At 70.3% G+C, this 23646-nt stretch carries 18 protein-coding genes and 1 tRNA gene; 5 read left to right on the top strand and 14 right to left on the bottom strand.

The features are described 5' to 3' along the window. The first annotated feature begins 5 nt into the window (after positions 1-5). Positions 6-590 carry a response regulator gene (locus tag ACZ7M3_RS14065; protein ID WP_472063294.1) on the top strand — a complete coding sequence of 195 codons (585 nt, stop codon included), beginning with the start codon at positions 6-8 and terminating at the stop codon, positions 588-590. Between the two features lie 92 nt (positions 591-682). On the opposite strand, the gene ACZ7M3_RS14060 is transcribed toward ACZ7M3_RS14065, so the two are convergent. Beyond that, complete coding sequence (locus ACZ7M3_RS14060) at positions 683-2557, bottom strand: AMP-dependent synthetase/ligase (RefSeq protein ID WP_472063292.1); 1875 nt, start codon at positions 2555-2557, stop codon at positions 683-685. Between the two features lie 466 nt (positions 2558-3023). Beyond that, positions 3024-4892 carry a translation elongation factor 4 gene (gene lepA / locus ACZ7M3_RS14055; protein WP_472063290.1) on the bottom strand — a complete coding sequence of 623 codons (1869 nt, stop codon included), beginning with the start codon at positions 4890-4892 and terminating at the stop codon, positions 3024-3026. A 224-nt stretch (positions 4893-5116) separates the two neighbouring features. Between lepA and rpsT the strand changes: the two genes are divergently transcribed. Continuing rightward, positions 5117-5383 carry a 30S ribosomal protein S20 gene (gene rpsT / locus ACZ7M3_RS14050; protein WP_054231951.1) on the top strand — a complete coding sequence of 89 codons (267 nt, stop codon included), beginning with the start codon at positions 5117-5119 and terminating at the stop codon, positions 5381-5383. A 610-nt stretch (positions 5384-5993) separates the two neighbouring features. Here the strand turns inward: rpsT and holA are convergent. The 8 genes from holA to leuS all read right to left on the bottom strand — a co-directional run bounded on the left by holA (position 5994) and on the right by leuS (position 16961). After that, a complete protein-coding gene (gene holA / locus ACZ7M3_RS14045; RefSeq protein WP_472063288.1) occupies positions 5994-6980 on the bottom strand; it encodes a DNA polymerase III subunit delta in 987 nt (328 codons plus the stop codon). A gap of 73 nt (positions 6981-7053) precedes the next feature. Continuing rightward, complete coding sequence (locus ACZ7M3_RS14040) at positions 7054-7299, bottom strand: hypothetical protein (RefSeq protein ID WP_388529129.1); 246 nt, start codon at positions 7297-7299, stop codon at positions 7054-7056. Positions 7300-7362: 63 nt separating this feature from the next. After that, entirely contained in the window at positions 7363-8190 is an 828-nt protein-coding gene (locus ACZ7M3_RS14035; protein ID WP_095854727.1) for an arylamine N-acetyltransferase family protein, read from the bottom strand. A 4-nt stretch (positions 8191-8194) separates the two neighbouring features. Beyond that, complete coding sequence (locus ACZ7M3_RS14030; RefSeq protein WP_472063286.1) at positions 8195-10708, bottom strand: ComEC/Rec2 family competence protein; 2514 nt, start codon at positions 10706-10708, stop codon at positions 8195-8197. Between the two features lie 134 nt (positions 10709-10842). Next, entirely contained in the window at positions 10843-12069 is a 1227-nt protein-coding gene (locus ACZ7M3_RS14025) for a ComEA family DNA-binding protein (protein ID WP_472063284.1), read from the bottom strand. A gap of 200 nt (positions 12070-12269) precedes the next feature. Further along, positions 12270-13115: a DegV family protein gene (locus tag ACZ7M3_RS14020; protein WP_472063282.1), complete on the bottom strand. Its 846-nt coding sequence runs from the start codon at positions 13113-13115 to the stop codon at positions 12270-12272. A 69-nt stretch (positions 13116-13184) separates the two neighbouring features. Next, positions 13185-13916, bottom strand: a complete 732-nt coding sequence (locus tag ACZ7M3_RS14015; RefSeq protein ID WP_351294347.1) for a hypothetical protein — start codon at positions 13914-13916, stop codon at positions 13185-13187. 156 nt (positions 13917-14072) lie between these two features. Beyond that, positions 14073-16961, bottom strand: coding sequence for a leucine--tRNA ligase (leuS, locus tag ACZ7M3_RS14010; protein ID WP_472063280.1), 2889 nt, complete (start codon positions 16959-16961; stop codon positions 14073-14075). A 417-nt stretch (positions 16962-17378) separates the two neighbouring features. Between leuS and ACZ7M3_RS14005 the strand changes: the two genes are divergently transcribed. Together ACZ7M3_RS14005 and ACZ7M3_RS14000 are read left to right on the top strand one after the other, a co-directional pair. Beyond that, complete coding sequence (locus ACZ7M3_RS14005; RefSeq protein ID WP_472063278.1) at positions 17379-18695, top strand: cytochrome b/b6 domain-containing protein; 1317 nt, start codon at positions 17379-17381, stop codon at positions 18693-18695. Then, positions 18692-20311, top strand: a complete 1620-nt coding sequence (locus ACZ7M3_RS14000) for an NADH-ubiquinone oxidoreductase-F iron-sulfur binding region domain-containing protein (RefSeq protein WP_402036216.1) — start codon at positions 18692-18694, stop codon at positions 20309-20311. Before ACZ7M3_RS14005 ends, ACZ7M3_RS14000 begins: the two co-directional genes overlap by 4 nt. 50 nt (positions 20312-20361) lie before the next feature. On the opposite strand, the gene ACZ7M3_RS13995 is transcribed toward ACZ7M3_RS14000, so the two are convergent. Continuing rightward, positions 20362-20434, bottom strand: a tRNA-Ala gene (locus ACZ7M3_RS13995). Positions 20435-20581: 147 nt separating this feature from the next. On the opposite strand from ACZ7M3_RS13995, the gene ACZ7M3_RS13990 reads away from it, so the two are divergent. Next, the gene (locus tag ACZ7M3_RS13990; RefSeq protein ID WP_472063276.1) at positions 20582-21814 is read left to right on the top strand and encodes a glycosyltransferase 87 family protein; all 1233 of its coding nucleotides are present in this window, start codon (positions 20582-20584) and stop codon (positions 21812-21814) included. On the opposite strand, the gene ACZ7M3_RS13985 is transcribed toward ACZ7M3_RS13990, so the two are convergent. The 3 genes from ACZ7M3_RS13985 to ACZ7M3_RS13975 all read right to left on the bottom strand — a co-directional run bounded on the left by ACZ7M3_RS13985 (position 21783) and on the right by ACZ7M3_RS13975 (position 23627). Further along, positions 21783-22016: a hypothetical protein gene (locus ACZ7M3_RS13985; protein ID WP_054231942.1), complete on the bottom strand. Its 234-nt coding sequence runs from the start codon at positions 22014-22016 to the stop codon at positions 21783-21785. The genes ACZ7M3_RS13990 and ACZ7M3_RS13985 overlap by 32 nt on opposite strands. A gap of 3 nt (positions 22017-22019) precedes the next feature. Further along, positions 22020-22193, bottom strand: a complete 174-nt coding sequence (locus ACZ7M3_RS13980) for a hypothetical protein (protein ID WP_101405208.1) — start codon at positions 22191-22193, stop codon at positions 22020-22022. Between the two features lie 69 nt (positions 22194-22262). Beyond that, positions 22263-23627, bottom strand: coding sequence for an MFS transporter (locus ACZ7M3_RS13975; RefSeq protein ID WP_472063274.1), 1365 nt, complete (start codon positions 23625-23627; stop codon positions 22263-22265). Between the last annotated feature and the right edge of the window lie 19 nt (positions 23628-23646).

Here is a 23646-nt window from a genome sequence, read left to right as displayed (position 1 = left end):
TCACCATGAGCGCTGAGGAAACGACCTACGAGCGCGCCAGCATCCTCCTGGTCGACGACATGGAGGACAACCTGATCGCGCTGGAGGCCGTCCTGGGGTCCCTCAACGAGCCGCTCGTACGTGCGCGTTCGGGCGAGGAGGCGATGAAAGCGCTGCTCAGGCAACGCTTCGCCGTCGTCCTCCTCGACATCCGCATGCCCGGCATGGACGGCTTCGAGACAGCCGCCAACATCAAGCGGCTCGACCAGACCAAGGACGTCCCGATCATCTTCCTGACCGGCACCGACGCCGACGCGGGCTACGCCTTCCGCGGCTACGCCACCGGCGCCGCCGACTACCTGACCAAGCCCTTCGACCCCTGGGTCCTGCGCGCCAAGGTCACGGTCTTCCTGGACCTCCACCGCAAGAACCAGCAGCTGGAACGCCTCCTGACCCAGGAACACACCCACGCGGCCCAGATCAGCACACGGCTTGCGGCTCTGGAGAAGCAGTTGGCGACAGAGGACCCTCCGAACGTGCCGGACCTCCGCAGGCAGGTAGCAGAGCTACAGCACCTGATGGCCAAGGCGGCCGACACCCGCGCCCCGTAGGGGCGCGGGGCCGTGACATATGTGGCTCCGCCGCGTGGGCGCGACCAGCCACAACGCACCCGCAGCCGAATACCCGCCCGACCGCCGGAGGCTCACGCTTCCCTGGAACCGGCGTACATCTCCTCGATCAGCCCCTTGTACTCCCGCTCCACGACCGGCCGCTTCAACTTCAGACTCGGCGTGATCTCCCCGTGCTCCACATCAAGATCCCGCGGCAGCAACCGGAACTTCTTGATGGTCTGCCACCGCTGGAGCCCCTCGTTGAGCTCCTTGACGTACCCCTCGACGAGGGCGACCGTCACAGGGGCCGCGACGACCTCGGCGTACGACTTGCCCTCCAGCCCGTTCTCCTTCGCCCACTCCAGGATGGACGGTTCGTCCAGGGCGATGAGGGCGGTGCAGAAGTTCCGGTCGGCGCCGTGCACGAGGATGTTGGAGACGTACGGGCAGACGGCCTTGAACTGGCCCTCGACCTCGGCGGGCGCGATGTACTTGCCGCCCGAGGTCTTGATGAGGTCCTTCTTGCGGTCGGTGATCCGGAGGTACCCGTCGGGCGACAGCTCGCCGATGTCGCCGGTGTGGAACCAGCCGTCGGATTCGAGGACCTCGGCGGTCTTCTCGGGCAGCCCGTGGTAGCCCTCCATGATGCCGGGGCTGCGCAGCAGGATCTCGCCGTCGTCCGCGATGCGCACCTCCGTGCCGGGCAGCGGCTTGCCGACCGTGCCGGTGCGGTACGCCTCGCCAGGGTTCACGAAGGAGGCGGCGGAGGACTCCGTCAGGCCGTACCCCTCGAGGATGTGGATGCCGGCGCCCGCGAAGAAGTAGCCGATCTCGGGGGCGAGCGCGGCGGAGCCGGAGACGCAGGCACGCAGCCGGCCACCGAAGGCCTCGCGGATCTTGGCGAAGACGAGCGCGTCCGCGACCTTGTGCTTGGCGCCCAGCCCGAAGGGCACGGAGGCGGTACCGGTGCGGCGGAAGTTGTCCTGGCTGGCCTTCGCGTACTCGCGGGAGACCTCGGCGGCCCACTGGAAGATCTTGTACTTGGCGCCGCCGCCGGCCCGCGCCTTGGCCGCGACCCCGTTGTAGACCTTCTCGAAGATGCGCGGCACGGCCGCCATGTACGTCGGCTGCACGATCGGCAGATTCTCGATGATCTTGTCGACGCGGCCGTCGACGGCGGTGACGTGCCCGACCTCGATCTGGCCGGAGGTGAGCACCTTGCCGAAGACGTGGGCGAGCGGCAGCCACAGGTACTGCACGTCGTCGGGGCCGAGCAGCCCGGTCGAGGCGATGGCCTTCGCCATGTACGACCAGTTGTCGTGCGGGAGGCGCACGCCCTTGGGGCGGCCGGTGGTACCGGAGGTGTAGATGAGGGTCGCGAGCTGGTCGGCGGTGATGGCGCCGACGCGCTCCTTGATCAGCTCGGGGTTCTTCTCCAGGTACGCGGCACCGCGCGTCTCCAGTTCGGCGAGGGTGAGCACCCCGTCGCCGGTCTCGACGCCCGCCGGGTCGATGACGACGATGTGGCTGAGTTCGGGCAGCTCGGCGCGCTTCTGACGGGCCTTGGCGAGCTGGGCCGCGTTCTCCGCGATCAGGACCTTGCTGTCGGAGTCGGAGAGGATGAAGGCCGATTCCTCGGCGTTCGTCTGCGGGTAGATCGTCGTCGTGGCCGCGCCCGCGCACAGGATGCCGAGGTCGGCGAGGATCCACTCGACCCGGGTGGAGGAGGCGAGCGCGACGCGCTGCTCCGGCTGTACGCCCAGTTCGATCAGTCCGGCCGCGATGGCGTAGACCCGCTCGGCGGCCTGCGCCCAGCTCAGCGACTTCCACTCGTCCGGGCCCTCACCTGAGGCAGGGGGGATCGGGTAGCGGTACGCCTCGGCGTTGGGCGTGGCGGCCACGCGCTCCAGGAAGAGGGCCGCCACGGACGGCGGACGGTTCTCGATCAGGGTCTGTGTGTCGCTCACGACATCCTCCGGGGCCCGCGACAGTGCGTGCGTCTGGCTCGACCGACTGCTGACTGTTGCTGTGCGGCTGGCTGGTTCGGCTGTTGTTTAACTCGCGAGTAACCATCGAGCAGAGATCAGAGTAAGGCGCGTCCGGCCCCTGCGTAAGAGGCCACGGTCTGCGATCTTGCGAATCCCCGGATTCTTGACCTGCGGACCGGGTACGGTGCGCCCAGCGCGTCGCGAGAGCCAAGCACGCGCTAATCCTTGACATTTGATGTCAACCGGGCTGGTTCCAACCCGGCTGGTGTTGATCGCGTGAGACTGGGCCGTTCGCTGAGCGGCCGAGCAGCGTGAGCCAGGAATCCCCTGCTTTCGGCCGGGGAGGGTTCAATTGCTACAGAGAGCGACCGCTCGCATACTGAGGGCCCGCCGCACATTCGCGCGACGGGCCCCTGTTGCGCCCGGTTTTCCGGGGCAACCGCCGTTACTTCTTGCCCTTCGCCGAACCGCCGCTGTCGTCGCTGGACAGCACGGCGATGAAGGCCTCTTGCGGAACCTCCACAGAGCCCACCATCTTCATCCGCTTCTTGCCTTCCTTCTGCTTCTCCAGCAGCTTCCGCTTACGGGAGATGTCACCGCCGTAGCACTTGGCGAGGACGTCCTTGCGGATGGCGCGGATGGTCTCGCGCGCGATGACGCGCGAGCCGATGGCGGCCTGGATGGGCACCTCGAAGGCCTGCCTCGGGATCAGCTCACGCAGCTTCGCGACGAGCCGCACACCGTACGCGTACGCCGCGTCCTTGTGGGTGATCGCCGAGAAGGCGTCCACCTTGTCGCCGTGCAGCAGGATGTCGACCTTGACCAGGCTGGAGGTCTGCTCGCCGGTGGGCTCGTAGTCGAGCGAGGCGTAACCCCGGGTCTTCGACTTCAACTGGTCGAAGAAGTCGAAGACGATCTCGGCGAGCGGCAGCGTGTACCGGATCTCGACCCGGTCCTCGGACAGGTAGTCCATGCCGAGCAGGGTGCCGCGCCGGGTCTGGCACAGCTCCATGATCGAGCCGATGAACTCGGAGGGCGCAAGGATCGTGGCGCGCACGACGGGCTCGTACACCTCGTCGATCTTGCCCTCGGGGAACTCGCTCGGGTTGGTGACGATGTGCTCGCTGCGGTCCTCCATGACGACCCGGTAGACCACGTTCGGCGCGGTCGCGATCAGATCGAGCCCGAACTCGCGCTCGAGCCGCTCACGGATCACGTCGAGGTGCAGCAGCCCGAGGAAACCGACGCGGAAACCGAAGCCGAGCGCGGCGGAGGTCTCCGGCTCGTAGACGAGCGCGGCGTCGTTGAGCTGCAGCTTGTCGAGGGCGTCGCGCAGCTCGGGGTAGTCGGACCCGTCCAGCGGATAGAGCCCGGAGAAGACCATGGGCTTGGGGTCCTTGTACCCGCCGAGCGCCTCGGTCGCGCCCTTGTGCAGGGTGGTGATGGTGTCACCGACCTTGGACTGCCGGACGTCCTTCACCCCGGTGATGAGGTAGCCCACCTCACCGACACCCAGTCCGTCCGCGGGCAGCATCTCGGGCGAATTGGTCCCGATCTCCAGAAGCTCGTGCGTAGCCCCCGTGGACATCATCCGGATCCGCTCACGCTTGTTGAGCTGCCCGTCGATGACTCGTACGTACGTCACGACGCCCCGGTAGGAGTCGTACACGGAGTCGAAGATCATGGCGCGCGCGGGCGCGTCCTGGACACCGACCGGAGCCGGAATCTCGGCCACGACCTTGTCCAGCAGCGCCTCGACGCCGACACCGGTCTTGGCGGAGACCTTCAGTACGTCCTCGGGGTCGCAGCCGATGAGGTTGGCGAGCTCCTCGGAGAACTTCTCCGGCTGGGCGGCCGGCAGGTCGATCTTGTTGAGTACGGGGATGATCTTGAGGTCGTTCTCCATCGCCAGGTAGAGGTTGGCGAGGGTCTGCGCCTCGATGCCCTGGGCGGCGTCGACGAGGAGGACGGTCCCCTCGCAGGCGGCCAGCGACCGGGACACCTCGTACGTGAAGTCCACGTGCCCGGGGGTGTCGATCATGTTGAGGATGTGGGTGTTGCCCGGATCCTCCGTCGGGGCCCAGGGCAGCCGGACCGCCTGGGACTTGATCGTGATGCCGCGCTCGCGCTCGATGTCCATGCGGTCGAGGTACTGAGCACGCATCTGCCGCTGGTCGACCACCCCGGTCAGCTGGAGCATGCGGTCGGCGAGCGTGGACTTGCCGTGGTCGATGTGCGCGATGATGCAGAAATTGCGGATCTGAGCCGGCGCGGTACGGCTCGGCTCGGGCACATTGTTAGGGGTCGCGGGCACGCAGGGTCCTGTCTCTTGAGGCGCCTGTCGCCTCGGGTCGGATCGATACGTAGGCTCCATGGTCCCACGGGTGGGGAGCTGCGACCGGTTTGGGCCGGTCGTGCGGCTACTGGTAGCCTGGGTCGCTGTGTCTCGTGCCCTCTCTGCAGGAGGCACACCCCAAGGAAATCAAACGGCGAGTGAGACGTGCTGTCTCGCGCGCCTGAACCTGTAAAGGCTCATTCGTGGCGAACATCAAGTCCCAGATCAAGCGGATCAAGACCAACGAGAAGGCTCGGCTGCGCAACAAGTCGGTCAAGTCCTCCCTGAAGACCGCGATCCGCAAGGCCCGCGAGGCTGCTGCCGCGGGTGACGTCGAGAAGGCCACCGAGTACACGCGCGCTGCGTCGCGCCAGCTCGACAAGGCCGTCTCGAAGGGCGTCATCCACAAGAACCAGGCCGCCAACAAGAAGTCGGCGCTTGCTTCGAAGGTCTCTTCCCTCAAGGGCTGAGTCGGCTGGGCCCTATCGGGCTCAACCCCTGACTTGACCGCCGGAAAGGACCCAGCGGGCCCTCTCTTCCGCTCCTGCCCGGCACCCCCGGACCCACGCGCGGCCTGCGTTCGCAAGCTGCGCCAAAGTTCAATCCACCGTGAGGACACGTCGAGCCCTCTACCTCGACTCACGGACAGACATCGTGGTCGCCACGCCGCGTACAGTGCCCCCGGACCCACTTCGGGGGCATTGCTGTATCCAGAGCTGGGAGCGAAGCCACCAGCTCCACCATCGTCAACGGGTGCCTGGGCCAGGAGGCACCCGTGGTCTACGAGCAGAGCCACGACTCGCGTTCGCCACGCGGGCGTGGATCCACCATCGTGATCCGAAGGCCCCGTTCCCCTCCTTCCCCAGGAGACGGACGGGGCCTTTGGCGTGACGGGGTGCGCCCCGTCAGTCGCGCAGGCGGGGAAACATCGGGGCGAAGCCCCGTTCTAGGGGCGCGGGGAACTGCGCGAGCAACCCCCACCCGACAACCCCACCCGAGGGGGTCTGGGGGCGGAGCCCCCCGGGATGGGACGGGTAGGGGCGGCGGGGGCGAAAGAACCCGGCTCAGCCCAGCCGAGCGTTACCCCCGTCGAGACCGAGCCGCCCGAGCAATCACCACGACCGCCTTCTCCAGCGCGTACTCGGGATCATCTCCCCCGCCCTTGACCCCGGCATCGGCATCGGCGACCGCCCGCAGGGCAACCGCGACCCCGTCCGGCGTCCACCCCCGCATCTGCTGCCGCACCCGATCGATCTTCCACGGCGGCATCCCCAGCTCACGGGCAAGATCGGCCGGCCGACCCCCGCGGGCGGAGGACAGCTTCCCGATCGCCCGCACCCCCTGAGCCAACGCACTGGTGATCAAGACGGGCGCGACCCCGGTCGACAAAGACCATCGCAACGCCTCCAACGCCTCCGCGGCCCGCCCCTCCACGGCCCGGTCGGCCACGGTGAAGCTCGACGCCTCGGCCCGCCCGGTGTAGTACCGCCCGACAACGGCCTCGTCGATCGTCCCCTCGACATCCGCCGTCAGTTGCGACACCGCGGACGCCAGCTCCCGCAGATCACTCCCGATCGAGTCGACCAGCGCCTGGCACGCCTCGGGCGTGGCCGATCTCCCGAGCGCCCGGAACTCGCCACGCACGAACGCCAGCCGGTCCGCGGGCTTCGTCATCTTGGGGCACGCCACCTCCCGCGCCCCCACCTTGCGCGCGGCGTCGAGGAGCCCCTTGCCCTTGGCCCCACCGGCGTGCAGCAGCACGAGGGTGATCTCCTCGGCCGGCACGTCCAGGTACGCCTTCACGTCCTTGACGGTGTCGACCGACAGATCCTGCGCATTGCGCACGACCACGACCTTGCGCTCGGAGAAGAGCGAGGGACTCGTCAGCTCGGCCAGCGTGCCGGGCTGCAGCTGGTCCGGAGTGAGGTCCCGTACGTCCGTGTCGGCGTCGGCGGCCCTGGCGGCGGCCACCACCTCCTGCACGGCACGGTCGAGCAGGAGGTCCTCCTGGCCCACGGCAAGTGTGACGGGGGCGAGAGGGTCGTCTTGAGCGGTCTTCTTGGCCATCACCGAAAGCATCCCACGCGCCACTGACAACGCGCCCCGCACGGGAACCCGCACGCCCAGCCCCGGCGGAGCGCTACGGCTCCTCGCGCCAGCCGTCCCACTCCCCCGCGAACTCGTCCAGCTCCTTCGAATCGAGCCGCTCCCCGGGATCCGTCAGGACCAGTAGCCACTGCGCGTCCTCGGCATCGTCCTCACCGGCCAGCGCGTCCCTGACGAGCAGCGGCTCCTCGTCGAGCCCGAACCGGTCACCGATCACCTCCGCCGCCTCTTCCGCGGCATCGCGGTCGGGCAGCACCAGCACATGTCTCACATCGCTCACGAGAACATTTTCCGCCACGCCGGACACGACCGACGCCGGGGTCGGCCCTTCCGAACGGAGGAATCAGCCCTTCCGCACCTCCGGCACCCGGTCCAGCTCGATCCCGAAGCGCTCCCGGTACAGCGCCAGCACCTCCTCGTCCGTTGCCAGTTCCGACACCTCCTTCGTCCCGTCCGGCGCCGTCGCCGTCAGGTTCCGACCGCTGAGCGTGATCCGCCCTCCGGCCTCCGTCACCCGCGAACAGACCAGCGACCGCGTGAAATGCGACTTCGGCGACGTGCTGTTCCACCAGGCCCCGGCGGCGAAGTCCCCCAGCACCCGCGGCCGCACCTCCAGGCGGTACTGCGGGCCGCCGTCCCGGATGACGTCCAGGTCCTCGGCCTCCCGCCGCCCGCCGACGCCCCGCACCCCCGCCGCGTCCGGCCCCGCCTCGAGCACCCTGAACGTGCCGCCCGGGTCCACCTGTTCGGTCCGCGCCCCGAAGGCCAGCGGATAGTGACTGTGCGCCCCGAACCCGACGTCCGCCAGCCAGTCGCCCCCGTCCACCGTCCGCACCCGCAGCGCGAGATGGTCGTACGGGATCCCGAGCCGCCCCTCCTCCCCGTACACCCGCCCCGCGAGCAGCGTGACGTCGAAGCCCAGCGCCCCGAGCAACGCCCCGAACGCCCCGTTCAGTTCGTAGCAGAAGCCACCCCTGCGCCCGCCCACAACCTTGTCCAGCAGCCTCTTCTCCTCCAGCACGATCTCCTCACCCAGATGGATCGACAGGTTCTCGAACGGCACCGCCTTCAGGTGGCGCAGGTGCAGGTCACGCAGCACACCTGAAGTGGGCCACGCGGGGTGATGGGCGCCGATCCGGCGGAGGTAGGCATCGGCCTGTGCGGAATTCATGCCCTCAGTCTCTCGCCACGCTCAGCCCTCCGCTCCCACCGACGACGGCCAGCGCCCCGTCCTTGTCCGTCCGCAGCACCACGGCACCCCCGGCACGCAGCGCAGCGACCGTGCTGGGCGCGGGATGTCCGTACGGGTTGTCCCTGCCGCACGAGATCAGGGCCAGCCGCGGGGCCACCCTCCGTATGAGCTCCGGGTCCTGGTAGGCCGAGCCGTGGTGGGCGACCTTGAGCACGTCCACGGCCGTCAGCTCCCCGGCCGCCGGTGATCGCAGCAGCGCCTGCTGCGCCGGCGGTTCGAGGTCGCCGAGCAACAGCAACCGCAGCCCCGCCGACCGTACGACGAGGGCGACGCTGGCGTCGTTCGGCCCGTCCGGGGTGGGCGCCGGGCTCGGTGGCGGCCACAGCACCTGCCAGTCGAGACCGCCGATGCGCCGCCGTTCACCCGCCACGGCCGACGTGACCGAGATGCGGCGAGCGGCCGCCTCCCTCCGTACGAACTCGGCCTGCTCTGGCGGCTCCGCGAAGTCCGTCGTCTCGATCGCCCCCACCGCACGCCCGCGCAGCACGCCCGGCAGCCCCGCCACATGGTCGGCGTGGAAGTGCGTCAGCACGACGAGCGGGATCCGGGTGATGCCGAGCGTGGTCAGACAGTGGTCGACCAACGCCGGATCGGGGCCCGCGTCCACCACCAGCGCGGTGCCGTCGCCCGCCGCGAGCACCGTCGCGTCGCCCTGTCCCACGTCGCACATCGCGAACCGCCAGCCGGGCGGCGGCCATCCCGTGATCACCCTGGTGAGCGGCGCCGGCTGCACCACGACCAGCAGGAACACCACGACACAGGCACCGCTCAGCCAAGGGTGCTTCAGGAGACGTCGGCCGGCGAGCACGACGACCGCCGTGACCAGGGCGAGGAGCAGCGCCCCCGGCCAGCTCGCGGGCCAGTCCACTCCCCCGCCGGGCAGAGCGGCTCCGGTCCGTGCGATGTCGGCGATCCACCGGGCCGGCCAACTCGCGCACCACGCCAGCCCCTTGGCCACGGGCAGCACCACCGGCGCCGTCGCCAGCGCCGCGAACCCCAGCACCGTGGCCGGAGCGACGGCGAACTCCGCGAGCAGATTGCACGGCACCGCCACCAGGCTCACCCGGGCCGACAGAACCGCGACGACCGGCGCGCACAGGGCCTGTGCCGCACCCGCGGCGGCCAGTGCCTCGGCCAGGCGCGGCGGCATCCGGCGTCTCTGGAGCGCCGCACTCCACCGCGGGGCGAGCGTGAGCAGGGCGCCGGTCGCCAGCACGGAGAGCAGGAAGCCGTAACTCCGTGACAGCCAGGGGTCGTACAGCACCAGCAGCAGTACGGCCGTGGCCAGGGCGGGGATCAGCGATCTGCGGCGACCGGTCGCGAGGGCGAGCAACGCGATCGATCCGCAGGCCGCGGCCCGCAGCACGCTCGGGTCCGGCCGGCACACGATCACGAAGCCGAGCGTGACCGCGCCACCGAGCAGGGCGGTGGCCCGCAGCGGGATACCGAGCCGCGGTGCGAGGCCACGCCGCTCGGCGCGCTGGGCGAGACCTGGCGGTCCGACGAACAGGGCGAGCAAGATCGTGAAGTTGCCGCCGCTGACCGCCAGCAGGTGTGTGAGATCTGTCGCCTTGAACGCCTCGTCCAGCTCCGGTGTGACCCGTGAGGTGTCTCCCACGACCAGCCCCGGCAGCAGCGCCCGCGCGTCCGCCTCCAGCCCGTCGGTCGCCTGCCGCAGGCCCTCGCGCAACCGGCCGGCGAACCGCTGCGGCCCGGACGGCTGCCCCACCACCTCCGGCGGCCCGCTCCCCCGCACGCGCAGCACGGCCGCAATCCGGTCCCCGCCCGACAGCGCGGGGGCGAGCCGCGCGGCCACCCGCAACCGTGTGGACGGCAGCAGCGCCAGCCAGGGCGAGCGCCCGCCGGGCAGCCGGGGCGAGCCCCTCGGCGAACTCGCGTCGACGATCACCAGCACCGGCGTGCGCGTCGCCACCACGGACCCGTCTCCACCCGCCCGCGTCACCTGCCGGACCTCCGCGTCGAGCAGCACAGCCGTGGGAGCCGCGTGATCCCCCTTGATCCGAGGCCGGGTGAGCCGTGGGTCGGAGGTGATCTCCACCTCGGCGGTCACATGGGCGTGCTGCCGTGCCAGGGCCGGGATCGGGCCGCGGCGCGCGTCCGCCCCGTGCAGCCCCGCGGAGGCGGCGGCCGCCGCGACACAGAGCAGCGAGGCGGCGACGGAGACCCGCGGCCACGCACGGGACCGCCCTGCGCCGTCCTGCGTCACCCTGCGCGCCGCGGTCCGCTCCACCGCCAACAACGCGCCGACCAGGACCAGGCAGCCCACCACCACGGCCGTGACCCGTCCGGGCGGTGCGCCCACCGTCACCGCCGCCGTCACCCAGACCGCGAGCGCGGGCGGCACGAGCCGCAGATCCGTCGGCCCTTCCTCCCGGGGGTGGGCGCTACCGAGCCGCTTTCCCGAGGCGGCGTGCACGGCGCGGCGGCTCCGGGAGTGCCGGGTGCTCCGCGTGGCATCCGTCGGTGCGGAGGTCCCGTGGGGCGAAGGAGGTGAGGGAGGCGCAGGGGGCGAATTGGTTGCGGAGGCCGCCGCGGTCCTGGCGGGCTCGCTCACGGCCGGACGAGTTTCTGCAGATCGGAGAATCGGCGGTCGCCGATGCCATTGACCTCGCGGAGCTCGTCGACCGAGCGGAAGCCGCCGTGCTGGGTGCGGTAGTCGATGATGTGCTGGGCGAGAACGGGACCGACGCCCGGCAGGGTGTCGAGCTGGTCCACGGTGGCCGTGTTGAGGGAGACGGGCGCCGAAGGAGCCGCTCCTGAAGCGGATCCGCCGGTCCCTGTGGCACTGGAGCCGCCGCCCACGACCGGTCCAGTCACGGCGACGGGGACGCCCACCAGGACCTGTTCGCCGTCCACCAGGAGGCGGGCCCGGTTGAGCCCCTCGGTGTTCGCACCCGGCCGCACCCCACCCGCGGCCCGCAGCGCGTCCTCGACCCGCGACCCGGCCGGCAGTCGTTGCAGCCCGGGACTGCGCACCTTGCCGCTGACGTCCACCACGATCGCGGTCCCGATCGAACCGGCCGAACCGGCCGGGCTCGGCGGCGCCCCGGCTGCGCCTCCCGGCTCCGCCGACTTCCGCTCCACCGCGCCGCTCTGCCCGCCGTACGGCGCCACTGCCCGCACCACCTCGGGAGCCCGCACCGACTGCGTCCGGCCACCCCAGAACTGCTGCACGGCGAAGACCACGGCGACAACGAGCAGCACACCGAGTGCGGTCACGCTCCTGCGCTCCAGACCGCACCTCGACTGCAGCCACAGCGGCATCCGCTCCCGCACGGCAAGCCCGGCCCGCTCTCGCCATGCCGCCGTTGCCCCGGACGCGGGAGCGGGAGCGCCATGCTCGGCATGGTCGCCCGCACGCGCCAGCACACCTGGGCTCGGGCCCGGTTCGTCACGGTCCAGGACCCCGGTGGGCGAAGAGCCGCCATTTCCCCGAACGACGGCGGCCCCGACCCCCACCGAGGTGCTCGTCCTCGGGCCTCCCACATCCCGGTCCACGCCCGGCGGCCCTTCCCTCAACTCCCCTCGCGTGCCGGGCCTTTCGGAGAAGAGTGCCTGCGCGCGCAGGCGGAGCGCCTCGGCCGAGGCATCGCGACGTCGGGCGCGGGCGCCTGTATCCGTGCCTGTACCTGTTCCTGCACTTGTACCTACACCTGCGCCTGCGCCTGCGCGGCTTGGCGAGCGATGGCGTCGATGGCGGGTGCGGCCGTCGGAGACGGGGCCGCGGCCCGGGCCGCTGGTCGGTGTGGCGGTGCGTGAGCGTGATCGAAGTGCCATGCGTCGAGGATCGGGCAACTCGCAGCCCTCGCGATGATCTTGCTCAAATCCCGGGGAAAACTATCCAGTTGTGGATAACTCCGTCACCCACACGAGTCACACCAGGCCCAGCAGACGCAGCAGACGCAGCAGACGCAGCACACGCAGTAGTCCCACCAGACGCAGGCGCCCCCGCCCCGCCACCACCGGATTCCTCAGCCTCATCGAGGCGAGACGACCGCCCCCAGCAGCCCGGGGCCCGTGTGCGCCCCGATCACCGCACCGACCTCGCTCACATGCAGATCGACCACGCCCGGCACCCGCGCCCGCAACCGGTCCGCGAGAGCGGACGCCCGCTCGGGAGCGGCGAGATGGTGGACGGCGATGTCGACCTGGGCACTGCCCGCCCGTTCGGCCACGATCTCCTCGAGCCGGGCGATCGCCTTGGACGCCGTCCGTACCTTCTCCAGAGGTTCGATCCGCCCTCCGTCGAGCTGGAGCAGCGGTTTCACCGCGAGCGCGGAGCCCAACAGCGCCTGCGCGGCACCGATTCGGCCGCCACGGCGCAGATAGTCGAGTGTGTCGACGTAGAAGTACGCGTAGGTGCCGGCGGCCCGCTTCTCCGCGGCCGCGACCGCCTCGTCGACGGTCCCCCCCGCCTCCGCGGACTCGGCCGCGGCCAGTGCGCAGAATCCGAGGGCCATCGCGATCATCCCGGTGTCCACCACCCGCACGGGGACCGGGGCGTCACGGGCCGCGAGGACGGCGGCGTCGTAGGTGCCGGAGAGCTCGGCGGACAGGTGGAGCGAGACGATGTCGGTCGCGCCCGACTCGGCGACCCTGCGGTAGGCCGCGGCGAAAACCTCGGGGCTGGGGCGGGACGTGGTGACGGAGCGCCGCTTCTGAAGTGCCTGCGCCAGGGAGCGGGCCGAGATCTCGGTGCCCTCTTCGAGCGCCTCATTGCCGAGAACGACGGTCAGGGGCACCGCGGTGATGCCGTGGCGCTCCATCGTCCGGGGCGGCAAGTAGGCCGTGGAATCGGTGACGATCGCGACATGGCGGGACATGAGCTGGAGGTTACCTGCCGGGGAGCGCGGACGGCAGCCCGGCCCCTTTCACCTGCGGTCTAGGTCAGGTCAAGTCGTGCTCTCGGGACGGGGCTTCTTCTGCCAGGGGTAGGTGGGCCGCTGTACCGGCGGGGTGATCGCGGAGCGCGGCGGCTCGTCGGCCGGGCGGGACCGTGGGGGCTCCGGCCAGGTCTGGCCGCTGGAAGTGGCCGTGTCCGGTGCCGGTGCCTCGGGCCAGGAGGCGGTGGGTCCCGGCTCGGTCGTCCAGTGCCGCAGGGCGCCCGCCTCCACGTCGATCTGCTCACTCAGCGAATCCAGGTCGTCGGCGGCGAACCGGCGGGCCCGGTCGCGCGCGGCCCAGCGCAGCGAGTCCGCGGACTGCGTGATCCGTTCGGTGCGCTCGCGCAGCTCGGGCAGCCGCGTGGAGAGCGTCCTCTTGTCCGGTTCGCTCTCCAGGCGCCTCAGCTCGTCGTCCAGCTCGCGCCCGTGCACACTGAGCCGCTCGAACAGCCCCAGGGACTCCTTCAGGGACTCGTCCTCGGCCACGCCCGAGTGCAGCGCGTCCTGCGTGGCCCGCATGGAGGTGCGCAGCGTCAGCCTCAGCTGGGCGATCTCCCCCGCCGGGCCCAGCTGTGTGAAGGTCTTGGCACGCAGGGTGGTGTCCTCGACCGTGCGGCGGGCCTGGGAGATCGTGCGGTCCACACCGCGCTTGGCGGCGCCGATCACCTTCACTGTGGCGTATGCGCCCAGCACCACGAACAGCAGGAAGAGCAGGGCGATCACTGTGATCACGGCTTCCACCACGCTCCTCCTCCTCGGACGGTCGCGGCAGCCGCCGCGTCGCTCTTCAACGGTAAACGCAACGGGCAGGTCGGGAGTTCCAGAAGAACCCCGAACCTGCCCGTAGGGGACTACCCCTAGCCAAGCCACCCATCCGTGCCGGACCGGGGCAAGCGGCTATGCCGTGACGATGTTCACCAGCTTCGGCGCCCGCACGATCACCTTGCGGATGCCCGCGCCGTCCAGCGCGGCGACGACCTTCTCGTCGGCCAGCGCGATCTTCTCCAGGTCCGCGTCGGAGATCGACGGGGAGACCTCCAGGCGGGCCTTGACCTTGCCCTTGATCTGCACGACGCAGGTCACGGCCTCGTCCACGACGTACGCCGGGTCGGCCACCGGGAAGTCCTGGTGGACGACCGAGTCGGTGTGGCCCAGCTTGCGCCACAGTTCCTCGGCGATGTGCGGGGCCAGCGGCGCGACCAGCAGCACCAGAGGCTCGGCGACCGTGCGCGACACGGGGCCGCCGGCCTTGGTCAGGTGGTTGTTCAGCTCGGTGACCTTGGCGATGGCGGTGTTGAAGCGCAGGCCCTCCAGGTCCTGGCGCACGCCGTCGATCGCCTTGTGCAGCGCCCGCAGGGTGTCCTCGTCGGCCGGGGTGTCGACGACCGAGACCTCGCCCGTGGTCTCGTCGACGACGTTGCGCCACAGCCGCTGCAGCAGCCGGTACTGGCCCACCACCGCACGCGTGTCCCACGGCCGCGACACGTCCAGGGGACCCATCGCCATCTCGTACAGGCGCAGGGTGTCCGCGCCGTACTCGGCGCAGATCTCGTCCGGAGTGACCGCGTTCTTCAGGGACTTGCCCATCTTGCCCAGCAGTCGGGAGACCCTCTCTCCCTGGTAGTAGTACGCGCCGTCGCGCTCCTCCACCTCGGCGGCCGGCACGGCGATGCCACGGCTGTCGCGGTACACGAAGGCCTGGATCATGCCCTGGTTGAACAGCTTGTGGAACGGCTCGACCGAGGAGACATACCCCAGGTCGTACAGCACCTTCGACCAGAAACGCGCGTACAGCAGGTGCAGCACGGCGTGCTCGGCGCCGCCGACGTACAGGTCGACGCCACCGTGCGGCTGGCCCTCGCGCGGGCCCATCCAGTACTGCTCGATGGCCGGGTCGACCAGCTTCTGGTCGTTGTGCGGGTCCAGGTAGCGCAGCTCGTACCAGCAGGAACCGGCCCAGTTGGGCATGGTGTTGGTCTCGCGGCGGTACTTCTGCGGGCCGCGGCCGTCGCCCAGGTCCAGGGTGACGTTGACCCAGTCCTCGTTGCGGGACAGCGGCGTCTCGGGAGAGGTGTTCGCGTCGTCCGGGTCGAAGGTGCGCGGCGAGTAGTCCTCGACCTCCGGCAGCTCCAGGGGCAGCATCGACTCGGGCAGCGCGTGCGCGACGCCGTCCTCGTCGTAGACGATCGGGAAGGGCTCGCCCCAGTAGCGCTGGCGGCTGAACAGCCAGTCGCGCAGACGGAAGTTGACGGTGCCCTCACCGATGCCCTTGCGCGCCAGCCACTCGGTGATGCGCTCCTTCGCCTCGGCCACCGCCAGGCCGTCCAGCGAGATGTCGTCGTTGGAGGAGTTGATGATCTTCGCGTCGTACGACCCGAAGGCGTTCTCCCACGTCGACGTGTCGGTGCCCCGGCCGTCGGTCGGCTCGACGATGCAGTGGATCGGCAGCTCGAAGGCGCGTGCGAACTCGAAGTCGCGCTGGTCGCCCGCCGGGACGGCCATGATCGCGCCGGTGCCGTAGCCCATCAGGACGTAGTCGGCGATGAAGACGGGGACCTGCTCGCCGTTGACCGGATTGGTCGCGTAGGCGCCGGTGAAGACACCGGTCTTGTCCTTGGCCTCGGCCTGCCGTTCGACGTCGGACTTCGAGGCGGCCTGCACGCGATAGGCGGCGACGGCCTCGGCGGGCGTGGCGTGACCGCCGGTCCACACCTCGTGGCTGCCCTCGGGCCAGGCTTCGGGGACGAACTTGTCGACCAGCGGGTGCTCGGGCGCCAGCACCATGTAGGTGGCGCCGAACAGGGTGTCCGGGCGCGTGGTGAAGACCGTGATGGCTTCGCCGTCGATCGGGAAGCCGACGCGGGCACCCTCGGAGCGGCCGATCCAGTTGCGCTGCTGCAGCTTGATCGCCTCGGGCCAGTCCAGCGCCTCCAGGTCGTCCAGCAGCCGGTCGGCGTACGCCGTGATGCGCATGTTCCACTGGCGCAGCTTGGCCTTGAAGACGGGGAAGTTCCCGCGCTCGGAGCGGCCGTCGGCGGTGACCTCCTCGTTGGCCAGCACCGTGCCCAGCCCGGGGGACCAGTTGACGGGCGCGTCGGAGGCGTACGCCAGCCGGTACTCGCTCAGGACGTCGGCGCGCTCGGTGGCGGTCAGCTCGTTCCACGCGCGCGTGACGCCGTCAACGCTCGGTACGGCGCGCTCGCCGCTCTCGAACTGGGCGATCAGCACGGAGATCGGACGGGCCTTGTCCGCCTCGTCGTCGTACCAGGCGTTGAAGATCTGCAGGAAGATCCACTGGGTCCACTTGTAGTACCCCGGGTCGATCGTGGCGAACGACCGGCGCTTGTCGTGACCCAGGCCCAGCGCGCGCAGCTGGGCCTTCATGTTCTCGATGTTGGCCTCGGTGGACACGCGCGGGTGGGTGCCCGTCTGCACGGCGTACTGCTCTGCGGGCAGACCGAAGGCGTCGAAGCCCAGGGTGTGCAGGACGTTGTGGCCCGTCATGCGCTGGAACCGGGCGAATACATCGGTGGCGATGTAGCCCAAGGGGTGGCCGACGTGCAGACCCGCTCCCGAGGGGTACGGGAACATGTCCATGATGAACTTCTTGGGCTTGGCGGCCAGCTCGGGGTCGCCCGCCAGGTCACCGCTGGGGTTCGGCACCTCGTACGTGCCCTCGGCGTCCCAGAAGTCCTGCCAGCGTGCCTCGATCTCAGCGGCCATCGCGGCCGTGTAGCGGTGCGGCGCTGCCACCTCGGAGGCGGCAGCGGGGTTCGTCTCGCTCATGATCCTCAAAGCTCCATCGATCGTCTCTGCCAGCGGCTTGGAAATGAAAAATCCCCTCGCACAGGAGGGGACGCCGCGCCGATGCCGACCACGGGTCGTCAGTGGTCGGGACTGATCAGCGCGGCTCACTAAGCAGAAGGCGTACGGCACGCATGGCGTCAGGGTACCGCAGCCCCCGCGCGCGCAGCGACGAGCTTTGGACGGGGCCGGACACGCCGTGCCGCTCGTCACAATCACGTCAAAAAAACTGAACAATATTCAAATATTACTTCGCGTAAGGGGACGCTACGGGACAACACAAGGACCTGGCCGCGCTTTGGTAACAACGCAATAACTCAAACCTCGTACCCATCGGTATGGCTCGACTTAGAGTTCGGCTTCGGGACCGCTTCCCCGAACCGTTGGGAGTAACCCCCTATGAACCCTCGTCGCAGTGGCAGCACGCTTCCCCGACCGGGCCGCTCGGCCTACGGGATGGCGACGGCTGTCGTCCTGCTGCTCATACCCGTGGTCGTGCTGGCCGGAGGCAACCAAGTCCAGGACTTCCTCAACTTCGGTGCGGGCGTCCTGTCGCTCGTCTCCCTCACCTGCTCGGTCATCTGGGGCCTCATCGCCCAGGACCGGCTCATCCTCAACACGCGTCAGCGGATCGTGGCACAGGGCGTCCACCGGGTGACGGCCGTCGGCTCGATCGCGTTCCTCTTGGTGCACATCACCATCAAACTGGCACTGGACCACACCGTCCTGATCGCCGCGCTGATCCCCTTCAGCCTGGGCGTCAAGGGCAGCGCCGGACTCATCGGCCTCGGCTCCCTGGCCGGGCTGCTCATGATCTTCGTGGGCATCACCGGCGCACTGCGCAACCAGTTCGCGGCCCCGGCACCGGTCGCGGCACGCTGGCGCGCGATGCACATGCTGGCGTACCCGGCCCTGTGCGCGGCGCTGATCCATGGTCTCTTCGCGGGACGGGCGGCGAAGCCGTTCTTCATGGTGTCGTACGAGCTGTGCCTGGTCGCGGTCGGCGGGGCCCTCGCCCTGCGTGCGGCTCCCCACCCCTTCAAGCGCAAGGTCGCCGACCGGATCCTGGCGATCCTCGGCGAGGGCGGTGGCGCCGGTGGCCGCATGGCCCGCGAAGACCTGACGGCGTCCCGTGCCGCCCTGTCGGAGAACTCCCTGCAGGGCTTCGCCCCGCGCTCCGCGCAGCAGCCCTCGGGCGCCCCCTTCGTACCCCCGCAGCGCACGCCGTCCCCCGCGCAGTCGCTGTACCAGACCCCGGCCGACCCCGCCGCCGCGGACGCCACGTCCGGTTTCGCGGCCGCCTACCGGGCCGTCTCGGGCACGCCCGGCGCGAACCCCGCCGGCGCGGCCCCGACCGAGCGCGTCCAGATGCCCATGAACATGCAGCCGACGGAGACGTTCCCCCGCGCCGACGTCGGCGGCAGCACGTCGGGCAGTTGGCCCATCCCCTCGCCGCCGCCGGTCGGCGAGGCGCCCCGCTCCGCGTACGACCCGCTCGCCGACACGGGATACAACATCCCCGTCTATGACAATTCGGCCACCGGCGGGTACGGCACGAGTGATGTGTACAACAACGGTGAGACGAACCCCGCCTTCGGTACGTACAACACCAACGACACGTACGGCAGCGGTCCCACGCCTGACGTACTGCCGGGCGCCTTCGACGCTCCTGGCTCCGGTGAACCATGGAACGCCCCTTCCGGAGGCTTTAAGTGAACGAGGCCCTGCCCGACGTCCCGGAGGTCCGCGTCGTCGGACTTCCGCAGCTCACGTCGGGCTTCGACCTGGTTGAACGGCTCGATCTGCCCATGCACCTCAAGGTGCACGGGCCGCTCGAGCCGATGGGCGGTGAACAGCTCGCGGGCCTCGCCGAGGCCATCGGCCTGAAGGGCCGCGGCGGCGCGGGCTTCCCCTTCGCCAAGAAACTGCGCTCGGTCGCCGAGTCGGCCATCAGCAAGGGCATCCGACCCGTCGTGGTCGTCAACGGAAGTGAGGACGAACCCGCCTGCCGCAAGGACACGGTGCTCATCAACCGTGCCCCGCACCTCATCCTGGACGGCGCCCTGCTGGCCGCGGAGGCCATGGGCGCCCGCACCCTGGTCATCGGGGTGACCCGCGAGTCGACCCAGCGGTCCATGGAGGCCGCGCTGGCCGAGCGCGGCCTCAGCGACCGGCGCGGATCGCCGCTGCGCGCACGCGTGCAGCGCAATCCGGTGCGGATGGTGACCGGAGCGGCCGCTTCGCTCATCCGCTCCATCGACGGCGGCCCGGCCATCCCGCCGGGCCGCAAGATCAGCGCGTCGCAGAGCGGTGTCGGCGGCGCGCCCACCCTGCTGTCGAACGCCGAGACGTACGCGCAGCTGGCCATCGCCGCCCGTATCGGCCCCGACCGCTACCGCAACACCGGTCTGTACGACGAGCCCGGCACCGTCATGCTCACCGTCTCCGGGGCGGTCGCCCGCCCCATGGTGATCGAGGTCCCCACCGGCGTGCCGCTGCGTTACGTGCTCCAGCTGGCCGGCGCTCCGCCGATGCCGCAGGGCGTGCTGACCGGCGGCTACCACGGCAAGTGGCTGGACGCGGCGACGGTCAACGAGGCGATCGTCTCGCGCAACTCCCTGGACGCGGTGGGCGGCGCGCTCGGCGCCGGCGCGATCCTTCCGATCACCCAGGAGACATGCCCGCTGGGCGAGTCTCTCCGGGTGGCCCAGTGGCTGGCGGAGGAGAGCGCGGGACAGTGCGGCCCCTGCTACCTCGGCCTGCCCGCCGCGGCGCGCGGCCTGGAGGACATCCTCAACGGCGGCGGACCGGCCGCCCTGGAGGCCGTGAAGCAGGTCGCCAAGGCCGTGAAAAGACGCGGCGCCTGCTCGCACCCCGACGGCTCGGCGATGTTCATCGAGTCGACCATCAAGGCCTTCACGGACGACCTGGCCGCCCATGTCCTCGGCAATGGCTGCGGAAGGCCCGTGGAGGGCGTTCTGCCGCTCTTCGAGGGCGGTCAGCTGCCCACCGGCATCCCCGGCGGCCAGGCGGTCGAGGAGGCCGGCCCCAGCCGCCAGAAGATCTACGTCGACTGGACACTGTGCCGCGGTCACGGCCTGTGCGCGGACATCCTTCCCGAGGTCTTCGAACTGGGCGCCGACGGCTTCCCCACCGTCGCGCAGGCCCAGGTGCCCCGGTACGCGGAGGCGAAGGCGCTGCGGGCCGTACGCCGCTGCCCGGCGCTCGCCCTGCGCATCGAGGAAGACACCCGCTCCTCCGCCCCGGCACGCAACAACCTTCCGGTCCTCTCCCAGCGCCGTGGTCGTCGGGCGCTCGGCAGCGGCCGCTGAACACGACGAAGGCGGGTCACCCTGACCGGGTGACCCGCCTTCAATATGTGTGGAGCTAAGGAGAATTGAACTCCTGACCTCCTGCATGCCATGCAGGCGCTCTACCAACTGAGCTATAGCCCCTTGTCGCCATGCGGCGAAGCCGCATATCGACCGTGTCGCCCGGTTTCCCCGGCGGCGACGCCAACATTACACGGTCCTCCCCGTGGACCACCAAATCGATTCCGCGCCGTGCGGACAATGCGGACATGAGGGATAGTGTCGGCCTTCGTGACCGTGATCGCGCTCCCCCGTGTCCGCCGCTGTGCGCCCGTCGCCCTGGGGGCGTGCCTGTTGTCCTTCGCCGCCTTCTGGTGGGCACAGCGGGCCGCGCACGTGTCGATGATCGACCTGATGGTGTACCGGGCGGAGGGTGAGACCGTCCGCGCGGGCGGCGACCTCTACGCGCTGCGTACGACCGAGGCCCATCTGCCGACCACCTACCCGCCGTTCGCGGCGCTGCTGTTCACACCGCTGACGCTGCTGGACTTGTCGACCATGCGGACTCTCGCGACGGCCGGAAATCTGGCCCTTCTTGTGGTGTTCGTGGCCCTCTCGCTACGGCTCGTCGACCACGCGCGCGTGGAGGGTGTCTGGTGGGCGTCCGCAGCAGCCGTGTGGTGCGAGCCGGTGTGGACGACCGTGCGGTACGGGCAGATCAATCTGCTGCTCGGCGTGCTGGTGCTGTGGGACCTGACGCGGCGGCCCTGGCACCGGTGGGCCGGAGTGGGCATCGGGCTCGCGGCGGCGATCAAGCTGACGCCGGCGCTCTTCGCGGTGTTACTGCTGGTCACCGGTGTCGTGGCCTACGCGCGGCGAGGCCCCGCAGGCCCCTGGCTGCGGCACGCGCGCGGGGCGGCCGTCGCGTTCGCCGGGGCAACCCTGCTGGCGGCCTCCGCCCTGCCCTACGACTCATGGCGCTTCTGGAGCCGCATGGTCTTCGAGACGGGCCGGGTCGGGCTCGTGGAGGACACCGCGAACCAGTCGCTGCGCGGGGTGCTGGCCCGGCTGCTGCACACCACTCGGCCGGGCCTCTGGTGGGTCGCCGTGGCGGCCGTGGCGGGCTCCCTGGGCCTCGGGGTCGCCGTGGCGGCGGAGCTGCGCGGGCGGCGCGCCTGGGCGGTGGCCGCCTGCGCGGTCACGGCGCTGCTGATCAGTCCGGTGTCGTGGTCGCACCACTGGGTGTGGTGCGTGCCGATGGTACTGATCCTCGGCACGCGCGGCAGGGCGACCGCTGTCGGCTCGGTACAGGCGACCGCCGTCAGTACGGCACTGGTGACCGCCGCCGGTACGTCGCTGGTCTTCTGCTCGTACGCGCTGTGGTGGGTGCCACACGGCCCCGGACGGCTCGAACTGCAACAGACGGGCGCCCAGTTGACGTTGTCGGCCCTCTACGAAGGAGCCGGTCTCGTCTTCCTGACCCTGATCGGGGTCAGGCTGTGGCGAACGTGTAGAACCGTTTGAGCGTGCAGTGCTCGTCGAGGAGCCGGCCGTAGATCGGCTCGCCCTCCAGCTCGCGGTACGTCTCGATCGGGTCGCCTTTTATGATCAGCGCCCTCGCGCACTCCTCGCACCAGTACTGGTAGTCGTGGTTGACCGGCTCCATGTCGCGGACGATCGGCGTACCACTGCCGCACCAATCGCACTTCCGCCTGTGTGCACCCATCGATCAGCTCCAGCTGTGGCCGCAGGCCGTGCACACGTAGGAGATCCCGCCGTTGTCGCCGAGGACCTGGGCGACGTGGACCGATCCGCAGGAAGGACAGTCGAGGAGAGTGGCTCTTCTACGTGTCTGTGCCACATCGAGGAGATCGTCGACCTCCTCGAGGATGCTCGCAGGCATCGCTTCTCCCTCCCGTCGGGCCGCGCCCCCTTCCGGCCGTTTGATTCTGCCACGGCCGGAGCAATACGGTCAGCGACGCCTTCGTACCAGTCCGGACACGGCACCCGACGTGGCCGTCGCGGCCAGCGCATACGTGCACATGAGGAGCGCGTCCGCAGAGGTATACGCCCCCGGAGCCCCAAGTGACTCAAGTCGGTTCAAGAAGAGTGTGCCGAAGGTCGCGACACCGATCAGCTGACCGAGCTGGGCGACCGTCGCCAGCAGTCCGCTGGCGTCCGCCGCGTCCTCGGGCCGCACCGTGGCCAGAGCCCTGGTCAGCGTGGGACTGAAGCCCAGCGCGAGACCGGTCCCCATGCCCGCGAACGCCACGTACAACCAGAAACCGCCGCCGCTCCCGCCCTTCAGCACGGCTCCGACGCCGGCCACGGAAACGGCGGCGACGGCGAAGCCGACCGGGATCAGGACACCTTGCAGAGCGGCCGGCCAGTTGCGCCAGGTCAGACCGACCAGGCCGAAGACCACCGCGGTCGGCGCGAAGGTGAGTCCGGCGCGCAGCGCGCTGTACCCGAGGCCACCCTGAACGTGCAGGGTCAGAGTGAACAGGAAACCCGCGTTGACCGCCATCACCGCGAGCAGGCGGAAGACCGCGAGGCCCATGCCGGGGTGGCGCAGCACCCGGGGTGAGATCAGCGGCGCTCCACCCCGCCGGGCGAGCCGGGACTCGTACAGACAGAAAAGGGTGAAGAGGATCGCGGCCGCGCCGAGCGACAGCCAGGACCACAGCGGCCAGCCCTCCTCCTGACCGAGCACGAGCGGCACGGTGAGCAGCGACACGGCGGCGCCGAGCAGGACGAGACCCGGCAGGTCGAGGCCGCGTGAGCGCTCCACGGCCCCGGGGACGTCCCGGGGCAGGACTCGGTGGCCGACGGCCAGGAGTACGAGGCCCACGGGCACGTTGACCAGGAACACCGGCCGCCAGCCGGTGCCGAACAGGTCGGCGCTGACCAGGACGCCACCCAGCACCTGTCCGGCCGCGGCTCCCGTCGCGACGACGGCGGAGTAAGCGCCGAGGGCACGGGCCCGGGCCTCGCCGGTGAAGTGGCGCTGGATCAGGCTGAGCACCTGCGGGATCATCACGGCCGCACCGGCGCCCTGCACCAGCCGGAAGGCGATCAACTCCCCGGTTCCCCGGGAGAGTCCGCACGCCAGCGAGGCCGCGGTGAACAGCGCGAGCCCGGCGAGGTGGACGCGGCGGTGGCCGAGCAGGTCGCCGAGGCGCGCGCCGGTGATCAGCAGTACGGCGTACGCGATGGAGTATCCGGCGACCACCAACTGCATTCCGGCGCCGGTCGCGTGGAGTTCGGAACCGATCGTGGGCACGGCGACGTTCACGATGAAAACGTCGAGCAGTGCCATGAACTGGGCTGTGAGCACGACCGCGAGCAGCCGTCCG

The sequence above is a fragment of the Streptomyces sp. NPDC111656 genome (assembly GCF_055656965.1).
This window is presented reverse-complemented; position numbering and strand designations above follow the sequence as displayed.

Bases quoted from the DNA above. Each gene is read 5' to 3' on its own strand.
- ACZ7M3_RS13980 (WP_101405208.1), bottom strand. From the start codon at position 22,193: ATGCCTGCGAGCATCCTCGAGGAGGTCGACGATCTCCTCGATGTGGCA.
- ACZ7M3_RS14020 (WP_472063282.1), bottom strand. From the start codon at position 13,115: ATGTCCCGCCATGTCGCGATCGTCACCGATTCCACGGCCTACTTGCCG.
- ACZ7M3_RS14025 (WP_472063284.1), bottom strand. From the start codon at position 12,069: ATGGCACTTCGATCACGCTCACGCACCGCCACACCGACCAGCGGCCCG.
- ACZ7M3_RS13985 (WP_054231942.1), bottom strand. From the start codon at position 22,016: ATGGGTGCACACAGGCGGAAGTGCGATTGGTGCGGCAGTGGTACGCCG.
- holA (WP_472063288.1), bottom strand. From the start codon at position 6,980: ATGGCCAAGAAGACCGCTCAAGACGACCCTCTCGCCCCCGTCACACTT.
- leuS (WP_472063280.1), bottom strand. From the start codon at position 16,961: ATGAGCGAGACGAACCCCGCTGCCGCCTCCGAGGTGGCAGCGCCGCAC.
- ACZ7M3_RS14035 (WP_095854727.1), bottom strand. From the start codon at position 8,190: ATGAATTCCGCACAGGCCGATGCCTACCTCCGCCGGATCGGCGCCCAT.
- ACZ7M3_RS14065 (WP_472063294.1), top strand. From the start codon at position 6: ATGAGCGCTGAGGAAACGACCTACGAGCGCGCCAGCATCCTCCTGGTC.
- ACZ7M3_RS14005 (WP_472063278.1), top strand. From the start codon at position 17,379: ATGAACCCTCGTCGCAGTGGCAGCACGCTTCCCCGACCGGGCCGCTCG.